14 protein-coding genes are annotated in these 10,445 nt (G+C 48.7%); 6 read left to right on the top strand and 8 right to left on the bottom strand.

Going from position 1 to position 10,445, the window contains the following annotated elements:
- Positions 1-209, bottom strand: a 209-nt coding sequence (locus NZ772_06965) for a glucokinase (GenBank protein ID MCS6813298.1), incomplete at its 3' end; no start/stop codon positions are given.
- 12 nt (positions 210-221) lie between these two features.
- The gene (locus NZ772_06960) at positions 222-1,271 is read right to left on the bottom strand and encodes an undecaprenyl/decaprenyl-phosphate alpha-N-acetylglucosaminyl 1-phosphate transferase (protein MCS6813297.1); all 1,050 of its coding nucleotides are present in this window, start codon (positions 1,269-1,271) and stop codon (positions 222-224) included.
- A 312-nt stretch (positions 1,272-1,583) separates the two neighbouring features.
- On the opposite strand from NZ772_06960, the gene sfsA reads away from it, so the two are divergent.
- The 3 genes from sfsA to NZ772_06945 all read left to right on the top strand — a co-directional run bounded on the left by sfsA (position 1,584) and on the right by NZ772_06945 (position 3,812).
- Complete coding sequence (gene sfsA, locus NZ772_06955) at positions 1,584-2,333, top strand: DNA/RNA nuclease SfsA (protein MCS6813296.1); 750 nt, start codon at positions 1,584-1,586, stop codon at positions 2,331-2,333.
- Between the two features lie 109 nt (positions 2,334-2,442).
- Positions 2,443-2,865 carry a pre-16S rRNA-processing nuclease YqgF gene (locus NZ772_06950; GenBank protein MCS6813295.1) on the top strand — a complete coding sequence of 141 codons (423 nt, stop codon included), beginning with the start codon at positions 2,443-2,445 and terminating at the stop codon, positions 2,863-2,865.
- A complete protein-coding gene (locus NZ772_06945; GenBank protein ID MCS6813294.1) occupies positions 2,862-3,812 on the top strand; it encodes a branched-chain amino acid ABC transporter permease in 951 nt (316 codons plus the stop codon). Before NZ772_06950 ends, NZ772_06945 begins: the two co-directional genes overlap by 4 nt.
- Positions 3,813-3,819: 7 nt before the next feature.
- Here the strand turns inward: NZ772_06945 and nadA are convergent, their stop codons facing one another.
- The gene (gene nadA / locus NZ772_06940; protein ID MCS6813293.1) at positions 3,820-4,800 is read right to left on the bottom strand and encodes a quinolinate synthase NadA; all 981 of its coding nucleotides are present in this window, start codon (positions 4,798-4,800) and stop codon (positions 3,820-3,822) included.
- Between the two features lie 118 nt (positions 4,801-4,918).
- On the opposite strand from nadA, the gene NZ772_06935 reads away from it, so the two are divergent.
- Positions 4,919-5,338 carry a PPC domain-containing protein gene (locus NZ772_06935; protein MCS6813292.1) on the top strand — a complete coding sequence of 140 codons (420 nt, stop codon included), beginning with the start codon at positions 4,919-4,921 and terminating at the stop codon, positions 5,336-5,338.
- A gap of 122 nt (positions 5,339-5,460) precedes the next feature.
- The gene (locus NZ772_06930) at positions 5,461-6,012 is read left to right on the top strand and encodes a hypothetical protein (protein ID MCS6813291.1); all 552 of its coding nucleotides are present in this window, start codon (positions 5,461-5,463) and stop codon (positions 6,010-6,012) included.
- A gap of 27 nt (positions 6,013-6,039) precedes the next feature.
- Here the strand turns inward: NZ772_06930 and nuoK are convergent, their stop codons facing one another.
- The 4 genes from nuoK to nuoH form a co-directional block, all read right to left on the bottom strand.
- Positions 6,040-6,345: an NADH-quinone oxidoreductase subunit NuoK gene (gene nuoK / locus NZ772_06925; protein ID MCS6813290.1), complete on the bottom strand. Its 306-nt coding sequence runs from the start codon at positions 6,343-6,345 to the stop codon at positions 6,040-6,042.
- 18 nt (positions 6,346-6,363) lie between these two features.
- The gene (locus tag NZ772_06920; GenBank protein MCS6813289.1) at positions 6,364-6,981 is read right to left on the bottom strand and encodes an NADH-quinone oxidoreductase subunit J; all 618 of its coding nucleotides are present in this window, start codon (positions 6,979-6,981) and stop codon (positions 6,364-6,366) included.
- Positions 6,982-6,985: 4 nt separating this feature from the next.
- Entirely contained in the window at positions 6,986-7,567 is a 582-nt protein-coding gene (ndhI, locus tag NZ772_06915; GenBank protein ID MCS6813288.1) for an NAD(P)H-quinone oxidoreductase subunit I, read from the bottom strand.
- A 62-nt stretch (positions 7,568-7,629) separates the two neighbouring features.
- Positions 7,630-8,748 carry an NADH-quinone oxidoreductase subunit NuoH gene (nuoH, locus tag NZ772_06910; protein MCS6813287.1) on the bottom strand — a complete coding sequence of 373 codons (1,119 nt, stop codon included), beginning with the start codon at positions 8,746-8,748 and terminating at the stop codon, positions 7,630-7,632.
- Positions 8,749-8,948: 200 nt separating this feature from the next.
- Between nuoH and psbQ the strand changes: the two genes are divergently transcribed.
- The gene (gene psbQ / locus NZ772_06905; GenBank protein MCS6813286.1) at positions 8,949-9,431 is read left to right on the top strand and encodes a photosystem II protein PsbQ; all 483 of its coding nucleotides are present in this window, start codon (positions 8,949-8,951) and stop codon (positions 9,429-9,431) included.
- Between the two features lie 177 nt (positions 9,432-9,608).
- Here psbQ and NZ772_06900 read toward each other — a convergent pair whose 3' ends face one another.
- On the bottom strand, positions 9,609-10,289 hold the full coding sequence (locus NZ772_06900; protein ID MCS6813285.1) for a CADD family putative folate metabolism protein: 681 nt from the start codon (positions 10,287-10,289) through the stop codon (positions 9,609-9,611).
- Positions 10,290-10,445 lie beyond the last annotated feature (156 nt).

The following is a 10,445-nucleotide window of genomic DNA, read 5'->3' as shown; positions in this document are numbered from 1 at the left end:
CAAGCACGGACAATGTTACGAGATGCACTACTGCCTGCCTCTTGAAGAAACTGGCGCACCATCGGCACTAGGTCAAGAAATTCTTGACTAGGATAGGTTTGTTCATACAGAGTTGTGAGGGTTGGCAGCGCTGAGCCACTTGGTGTTGATGTGACCAGACGCAGAATGGTTTTTGTGCCGCCAATATCGCCTGCTAGCAGGGTTGCCATCACGATGTGCTCCTAGGACTGACGGGCTTGTCGCCAAGCTTGCCATGAGATATATGCCAGCAACAGGGTGGCACCGATTGCATAACCCACACCGCTTGGAATCCCAGACACCGCTAGCGCCAAGCTACCTACCCACAATGTTAGGGCATAGATTAACAGTACAGTCAACCGCTGGGACAAACCTGCTTGCAACAAGCGATGGTGCAGGTGACGTTTGTCTGCGGAAAAGGGAGACTTACCATCGCGAAGCCGCACGATCACAACAGCAGAAATATCCAGGATTGGCACTGCCAGAATTAGATACGGTAGAAGTACGGCTACAGTGGTTACACTTTTAACTAAACCTACCACACCAACAGCAGCCAGGGTAAAGCCCATGAAATAGGCACCACCATCTCCCATGAAAATCTTCGCTGGGTTAAAGTTGTAGCGCAAAAAGCCGATCGCCGCCCCAGCCAAAGATGCTGCAATCAGGGCAGCAGCAGGTTGATTCATAAACAGACTCACGACGAGCATAACCACAGCCGCAATGCCTGATACACCAGCAGCTAGGCCATCTACTCCATCGATCATATTAATGGCATTAGCCATACCCACTAGCCAGCCAACTGTAATAATTAAACTTAGCCACATGGGTAACTCTTCTAACCCCACGAAGGGAATAGTTAAAAACTCAATGCGAACCCCAACTTGCCATGCCACCCCAGCAATCAATATCTGCATTCCCAGGCGAAACAGGGGAGAAAGACCTACTAAATCATCCGTTAAACCAAGCAAGAAAAAGGAGAAGGCACCGATCGCCACTCCCCAGACCTCATCTGATTTATGGGCAGGCAATACCCCAAATCCACCTGTCCACCAAGCAATGAGTAAAGCAACCAAGGCTCCGGTAAAGATAGCTACACCACCCATACGCACCATTGGACGCTTGTGGATCTTGCGTTCCCCAGGATGGTCGATACAACCAACCTTCAGACCGATCTTTTCAACGATCGGCGTTGTCAGAATAACCACGACAGCAGAGACTAGAAACGCAGCCAAGTGGTAAGAATGGAGCGGCATGGTGACTAGTATTAGAAAGTTCAGCCAGAGTCTACTACATTTTTTAGGGTAACTGCCAAAGTATACTGTGAATCTTGGTTTATATCCGTCCGTTTGCCAAGAATTCAGCCAACTGCTAGAGATTCCTATAGCGCCAACCTCTGAGTATAGCTGTATACCAACAAGCCTACACCAGCTAGCTAGACACCAGCGGGACTTGACCATCGCTATTGGTAGCTAGACCATTGCATAGACTGCTCAAAGGGAAAGTTAGGATGTAAGTGTAGTTGCCGTGCTTACTGAGGACTCAAGTCTTCCTTAACAATTAGTTCCATGCCTTCCCATGCTCTTGTCTACGAATATCCATCTCTGTTGTCAGGTGTATTGGTCAAGCGCTACAAACGCTTCTTTGCTGAGATTCAGCTTGACTCTGGGGAACTGATTACGGCCCACTGTCCCAATACTGGCCCGATGACAGGCATTTATATCCCTGGAATGCCCGTGCAGGTATCCTACAGCCATAACCCTAGCCGGAAATTGCCCTACACTTGGGAGATGGTACAAGTTCCTAGTGGTAACCAAAGCCAAGGAGCGTCAGTAAATGGTGAACCCGTCTGGGTTGGAGTCAATACAGCATTACCTAATCGCATTGTGAAACATATGCTGGAGACTCATCTCTTACCGGAGTTAGGCAACTATGCTCAGGTCTCTAGTGAGGTGGTCTATGGCCAAGAGCGTAGCCGGATTGACTTTCGACTGGCAGCCGACCCTCCCATCTATGTAGAGGTAAAAAACACGACTTGGACAGCAGGAAATTTGGCGCTGTTTCCAGATACAGTGACAACCAGAGGCCAAAAACACCTGCGGGAATTGATGGCACTGTTGCCTCAATCACGGGCAGTGATGCTGTACTTCATCAACCGGGGAGATTGTCCCTATTTTGCGCCTGGTGATAGTGCTGACCCTACCTATGGAGCGTTACTGAGATCGGCGATCGCCCATGGCCTCACCGTCCTGCCCTGTCGTTTTCAGGTGTCACCCTACGGTATCCACTATATAGGCTTGGCTAAGGTATGTCTGTAGTAGAATACCGGCTTGGCCTTGATGCTTGGCCCCATGTTCTGTAAGCTCTGTTTTCTAAAAGCCTCTGCAACCATTTCTGCCACTATTCACTTCTGCCACTACTTTGCCTATGCCTGATCAACCAATGATTTTGGGATTTGATCCCGGTCGCGACAAATGTGGCATTGCCGTGATGGGGGTTGATCGCCGCTTACACTACCAAGACATTTTGCCAGCCAATCGCGTACTGGCTGAACTGCAACGACTACAAACCCAGTTTCCTATTTCCCTGTTAGTGATGGGCAACCAAACTACAGCGAACCGTTGGAAGCAACATCTGCAAGATTTGCCGACTCTGCCGCGAGTAGTCATGGTAGATGAACGTCATAGCACTCTTGAAGCCCGCAATCGCTATTGGCGCATGTATCCTGCCCGTGGACTGTATCGTTTCATTCCCCAAGGTTTGCGACTGCCACCCCGTCCTGTTGATGACATCGTGGCTATTCTCTTAATTGAGCGTTACCTAGACCAACTTACTGATCTGCCCCCATGACTCTAACTGTTTTGTTGCAATTGCTAGTCAACGGCTTATCGATCGGTAGCGTCTACTGCATCGTTGCCCTCGGCTACACCCTAGTATTTTCCATCCTGGGGATCATCAATTTTGCCCACGGAGCTATTCTGGCTGTTGGAGCCTACTTTACCTATGCCCTCATGGGTGGGCAGTTCGGCTTCAATGGGCTATTAGCCAACAGTGCCTTACCAGTACAGTTGCCCTTCCCATTGGCTCTAGTGTTAGGGAGCCTCTTAGCTGGTCTAGTCGGCATTGGTGTTGAACGGCTAGCTTTTCGTCCGTTGCGGCGGCGAGGGGCTGATACCCTGCTGACAGTAGTCTCTAGCCTAGGTGTGGCACTGGTAATTGTAAATCTGATCCAGTACTTGGTGGGGGCTGAAGCCTATACCTTTCCGTCCAATGTGTTGGGATCACTGCCCGCTGCCTTGAATATCGGTACGACCAATCAGCCTTATCGAATACGCACCATCCAAGTCTTAATGTTTGGAGTATCGATAGCCATGGTAATTGTCCTCACAGCCCTGATTCGCCTGACTCTAGTGGGCAAGGCTATGCGTGCCGTCGCCGAAGACCCCGTTATGGCTAGTTTGCTGGGCATTAATGTTGATGCCTACATTGTGTTCACCTTTTTTCTGAGCAGTGCCCTAGCAGGGGTAGCAGGAACGCTAATAGGAGTCAGCAGCGGGATTGCAGGCCCCTATTTTGGCATTAGCTTGGGACTGAAGGGTTTAGCTGTAATTGTACTAGGTGGACTAGGTAGCATTCCGGGTGCTGTGGTTGGTGGGCTAACCCTAGGCATAGTCGAGGCGTTTGTGCCTGCTAGTGTGAATGCCTATAAGGATGCGATCGCCTTCGGCCTGCTGCTAGTTATGCTCCTGATTCGTCCCCAAGGATTATTAGGGCAACGATTTGTGCAAAAGGTGTGACCCAACCCTAAGCACTCATGGCCAACATGCGCTGGATGGGTTTTAGGGCAGCTATGCGAACATCTTCAGGCAGTGTGATCTCAGGGGTGCGATCGCGCATACAGCGATACAACTTCTCTAGAGTGTTAAGGCGCATGTGAGGACATTCATTGCAAGCGCAGTTATTCAATGGTGGTGCCGGAATAAATTGCTTGCTTGGGGCTACTTTCTGCATCTGGTGAATAATCCCCGGTTCCGTAGCCACAATAAATGCTTGGCGAGTACTGCGCTGGACATAGTTGAGCAGAGCTGTTGTAGAACCAATGTAGTTCGCATGGCGTAACACCGCAGGTTCACACTCAGGATGAGCAATCATCTCCGCCTCAGGATGGTCAATCATCAGTTGCACAACCTTCTTCTCCGAGAAAGTTTCGTGCACTATGCAACTGCCCTGCCATAGCACCATCTCCCGACCAGTTTTTTCCATCACGTACTTGCCCAAGTTGCGATCCGGTGCAAAGATAATTGGCTGATCTGCTGGAATTTGCTTCACAATCTGCACAGCATTCGAGCTAGTGCAAACAATGTCACTCATAGCCTTAATTTCCGCCGTACAATTTATGTAAGAAATAACCAAATGTCCAGGATGTTGTGCCTTAAACTGGGCAAATTCAGCAGGTGGACAACTATCTGCCAATGAGCAACCCGCATTTACATCAGGCAGTAGCACCAGCTTGTGAGGGTTGAGAATTTTAGCTGTTTCTGCCATGAAGTGCACGCCCGCAAACACAATCACATCAGCATCGGTAGCTGCTGCTTGTCGGGAAAGCCCCAGAGAGTCGCCGATGTAATCGGCAATATCTTGAATATCAGGCTCTTGATAGTAATGTGCCAGAATCACAGCGTTTAGTTCTTGCTTGAGAGCACGAATGGCCTCAAACAAGTCATGGGGTAAATGGGATACAGTCGGCTGGCGTGGATTCGCTTGGGAAAGAACAGCAGTGAGCACGAGTAGTAAGTTTTATCAAAAGAACATTGCTACATTATAGTTCTTTTTACCAAAAATATCCCGAAAGATCCATTCGCGCCTTCCTAAGATGGAATAGTTCCTATTCACATTTTCAACTATGCAACTGCGACAATTATCCAGCGTGGATCTAACGAGCCTAGCAATGGCAACGCTAACAGCGACTCCTCTCCATGCTCAGGCGAGCTTTTGTCGTGTGCTACAAACTACGTCTACCTCCGATCTAGTGTTAGCTCCCTATACGATTGGCTCTGTTATTCGTAGTGGATCCGATCGGATATACAAGTTTCGCGCCATCAAGGGTGATACGGTCAACATCACGATTAGCAGTGTGGGTACTCGTACTATGGTCACCTTATTCGACAGTGATGGTAAAGCCATCAAGAACTGTTACGGCGCGCCACCAGACTCACCCAATAATCAATTTGCCTATACGATCCCCAAGACAGGAGATTACTACCTGTTTTGTTACAGCGGCCCTACAAATCATTTCTACAATTCGACGATCGTCGTTGATTGACATCTCTCCTATGGTGACTGGTTGAAAAAGCTTGCTAAGTTTACGAAATTTGTGGGAATGCTACCGTTTAAACAAGATGTTCTTATCGCTCTCGTCACTACTTGATTAGGGGGCACCTACCAGTGAACAGCTTCTCTAACCCAACGGATTTAGATGACCAATCAAAATCTCATTTGTCCTCGGATACTCTACTAAAGGCACTACCTCCAGACAGTTCCCCCGAACTAAATGTTGCCTGCCAACCCGCTACACCAAATCAACTGCATGATAGCGGGGCTGACAAGCTCCAGGGAGCTGCTTTTGTGCGATCGCAATTAGAAAAACCACTAGAGGCCCGATTGATAGATGCTGGCCTACTCTCTCGTGCCCAGCTTATAGTGTTACGTCAAGATCAGTACCTGCAGCCCGATCTGACAGTAGAAGAAATTTTGCGTCTCCGTGGGTGGATCAATGACACAGTGCTCAACTTTTTCATGCACCTAGAGCAAGCACTGCTGGATGAGTTCAAGCAATTATCAATTGGACAGCGTCTCAAGTACGCGGGCCTAGTGACTGATGCCCAATTAGAAATTGCAATCGCTTACCAGCAGCAAACTAGGATTCGCATGGGTCATGCCATTTTTCTTAGTGGCATCCTCAGCCAAACCACTGTGGACTATTTCCTCCAGTTCTAGACATTACACTACTTAGTCGTCTGCTGACTACCACTTCAACAGGTTGAACTGTTCCATATCCACAGTGTCACGGTTTCGGTAAATAGCAAGGACGATCGCCAGCCCTACAGCAGCCTCGGCAGCAGCAATTGTAATCACAAATACAGTGAATACCTGTCCTCGAATTAACTGCGCATCTAAGTAGTTGGCAAATGCCATCAAATTAATATTGACAGCATTCAGCATTAATTCCACAGACATTAACACCCGCACAGCATTACGGCTGGTGACTAGGCCATAGATGCCAACACAGAATAAAGCGGCTGCTAACAGCAAAAAATACTGGAGTTGCATAGCGATATATCCTTCATCCTAGGAATTGGAAGTTGAAGAAGTGACAGCACCAGAAAGTACCTCACGAGGACGCTCTGGCAGGGTTAGGTCAGGTTGCACAGGCTCAGGCACGGGCTGGTCTGGAATGAGATCTCGGCGAGCTAACACCACAGCCCCGATTAGAGCCATCAACAACAACACAGAGGCTAGCTCAAAGGGCAGCAAGAAATCGCTGAAGAAGTGTTCGCCGATAACGATTGTGGCATTGTCCCCAGCAGGCGATGCCACTGATAGCTTCCAAGATGTGGTTAAGGCAATCGCCGACAGCAATACAAACAGCCCCAAGCAAACAACTGCTGCAACCCCCTTGCGCAGAGCAACAGCCGGTAGCGGTCTGAAATTCTCTCGCTTGTTTACCAGCATGATGGCAAACAAAATCAAGACATTCACCGCACCGACGTAAATCAAAATTTGAGCTGTAGCTACAAAGCCTGCATTTAGCAGGATATACAGCCCTGAGATACTAACAAAGGTCATCCCTAGCAAAAATGCCGAATGCACGATGTTGGGCAATAACACGACCCCCAAGGCTGAGGCTAGCATTGTCAACCCTAGGATTGCCAAGGAAACCAGTTGTACACCATCCGCAAGATTCATCCGCTTATTTCTCCATTGTCTCCAAAATTTCTTCAGGACGCTGCCCTGCCCGCTGAGCACCTGCAGGCAAATCGTGGGGATCCATAACGCCTTTGGGCAAGTAGGCCAACTCTCGCAGGGGTGTCACCATAGGATCGTTGGTAACTTTATAGGGTAAGCGACCTAGGGCTACGTTGTCGTAGTTGAGTTCGTGACGATCGTAGGTAGACAACTCGTACTCCTCTGTCATAGATAGACAGTTAGTAGGACAATACTCTACGCAGTTTCCACAAAAAATACAGACACCAAAGTCAATACTGTAGTGGCGCAACTGCTTCTTCTTAGTTTCCTTGTTAAATTCCCAGTCCACAACAGGTAAGTTGATTGGGCACACGCGCACACAAACTTCACAGGCAATACACTTATCAAACTCAAAGTGAATCCGTCCCCGGAAGCGCTCTGAGGGAATTAATTTTTCGTAGGGGTATTGCACAGTAATTGGCCGACGACGCATATGATCAAAGGTCACCGCCAGACCTTGACCAATGTAACGGGCAGACTGGATAGCCTCCTTCGTATAATCAGTAACTTGCTTGAGAAATTTCAGCATAAATTTACAGATTCCGTTCTCTAAGGGTCAGGAAGACAAACAACATGGCCTCAGGATAACTAGCCACCAAAGGCTACAGGAAATGTAAGCTTGAGGGCAGCAGTCAGCAGCAGATTAACTAAAGATACTGGTAACAAAAACTTCCAGCCGAGATCCAGAAGTTGATCGATGCGGACGCGGGGCGTTGTCCAGCGCAACAAGATTGCCACAAAAATCATGAAGTATGCTTTCAACAGGGTCATGGTAATGCCCACCATGGCTAGAACAACCTGCAACCAGGGGGTGTCCTCACTTACACCCAGCCAACTGGCGGCCACATTTAGAGGAATAGGAGATTCCCATCCGCCTAGGTACAATACGGCTACTAACAGTGCCGACAAGACCAAGTTGACATAGGCACCCGCGTAAAACAGCATGAACCGCACAGCAGAGTATTCAGTTTGGTAACCCGCTACTAGTTCTTCCTCTGCCTCTGGCAAATCAAAGGGTAGGCGCTCACATTCAGCTAGGGCTGCAATCCAGAAGATTAAAAAGCCCACGGGCTGTCGCCAGACGTTCCAACCGAGAATGCCATAGCCCGACTGCTGGTTCACAATGTCCACAGTACTGAGACTGTTGGACATCATAACTACTGCCAAGACAGCTAGCGCTAGGGGAACCTCGTAGCTAATGGACTGGGCAGCAGCGCGCAGACCACCTAGCAGAGAATACTTATTGTTGGAAGCATACCCAGACATCAGCAGGCCGATCGGCGCGATACTCGACAACGCAATCCAGAGAAAAATGCCAACGCCAATATTGGTAATCAGCAGATTTTGACCAAACGGCACAATCATGTAGGACAAGAATACGGGTACAAACACTAAGATTGGCCCTAGGGTGAAAAGAAGCGCATCACTTTTAGCAGGTGTCACGTCCTCTTTGAAGAGAAGCTTAGTCACGTCAGCGATCGGCACCAGAATACCCTGAGGCCCCATGAACTCTGGCCCAACCCGCTGTTGCACAGCCGCCGATATCTTACGCTCTAGCCACGTGGCTACTAGTGCCATAAACGTAGCAGCCGCAATAATCGCTACCATTGGCAGAGGTAGCCAAATAGCTTTTGCCACACCACCGGGAACACCCAAGTCCACTAACGACTGGATAAAACTCTGTTGCAGATCAATTCCTGATTCCATGGGGCCATCCTGTCCAAATGATTCATCATCCACTCCACCGCATAGTATAGCGTTCTCAGGTTTCAGACAACGCATGAGAACGAGAGAATCTACTTATTCATAGGGATGGCGATCGTTTATCAACCCTGGGTTAGTTCTGGGGTTAGCGATAAACCAAGCTGCAATCTGTCATAGAATATCCACCGTACCTGTTATTTATTGTGAGTCCTAATTTTTTCTTTGGTATGAAGCGCTTTTGGTCTACTGTCCTTACCTTAGCCTTGGTTATCTGTGTCACACTAGCTGGCAATTCACTGGCGTTAGCCGCTAAGAAACAGGTACCTCTCACCTATACTCCAGCCCAGCAAGAGCAGATTCAACGGTTCCTAACTCCGGTAACAGCCTTGCGCGATCGCATGAATGAGTTGTCAACCTTGATTGAGAAAGAAAACTGGACTGATGTGCGGAGCTTCATCCATGGCCCACTAGGAGAGTTGCGTCGGCGCATGAACTACCTCAGCGATCGGCTACTACCTGCTGACCGGAAGGTTGCCAAAGCACAGGCTATGGCGGTCTATGGGCACCTAAACGAACTGGATGCTGCTGCTGCCGCGTTTAGCTATTCCCGATCACGTCAGCACTATCAAGATGCCTTAGCAGACTTTGATGCATTTCTAGAAACCGTTCAGAAGTCGCTAAACTAGGCAGTCAACCACCCTGAAGACGGTTAGCTACGCTGAAATACAATCCCCGTAGCGTAGTCAGGGTCTGTCAAATTTGTAGGATGTTCGCAGTGAGGACTTGAGTCCTCACTGCAGGCCTTAACTGCAACTATAGTCTAACAACCAGATAACCACTATGCTTGCTGAGCAACATTGGCTCTAAGCTGCCCGTTGGCAATAGTTAGCATAGACTCCATCTAGCAACAGATTGAGAGCATCGGCTGCTTCGCGGGTAGCAGCTATGGCTGCCTCTTGGTCAGTTTCCGTTGTGCATAGGTCAGACAAAGCTTCGCGAGTGACTTGCCGATGAATGACATCTGCTTGCTCATGGACTGAGAAAAACAGCAGTCCATCGCGAGAATCAATGCCGTAGAACCGCTTTAGACCAGCAATTTTGGTGGTGGCAATTTCAGGAATTTGAGACTCGTAGGCATAGAGAGCTGCTAGGCCGATGGCTGGATTTTCTTGGCGGGTCAGGCGGCGCAAGGTAGCCACTGAGGCTTTGGTTTCAGGCAAGTGCTGCCGTTGTTCCATAGCTTGGCGATCGACACCCAATGCTTCAGCAAAGCGCAACCACAATTCTGGGTGATTAGCCGCACCATGCTCTTCTTCGATCAGGTTTTCTAGCAACATGCGACGAACCTCTAGGTTATCGCAGGCTGAGTGTGTAGCGCTTACATAGGCAGGAAATGCCTTTACCTGTAAATAATACTCTTGGGCATAGTTTTGCAACATAGGCAACGTCAGTGCTCCTTGGTTCCAAGCCTGGTAAAAGGGGTGTTGCAGCAGGTGACGCTCCTGAATAATGGCATCTAGCCGACGAACCAAAACTTCATTCATGCAGTTCTATCCTTAATACGTGAATTGCCATGATGGTAAGCACATTACCATAAGCAAACCCCGCAGGTGCACAGGATTACGTTACAATTTCAATTCTCTACAGCCAGACTACACAAGGTAAGGCTTAAAGATACACAAAATTATCCAAAAGCTATC

It is taken from the genome of Cyanobacteriota bacterium, from assembly GCA_025054735.1.
In the GTDB taxonomy this organism is placed as follows: domain Bacteria; phylum Cyanobacteriota; class Cyanobacteriia; order SKYG9; family SKYG9; genus SKYG9.
Note: the sequence above shows the minus strand (reverse complement) of the source record. Positions and strands in the feature narration are given on the sequence as shown.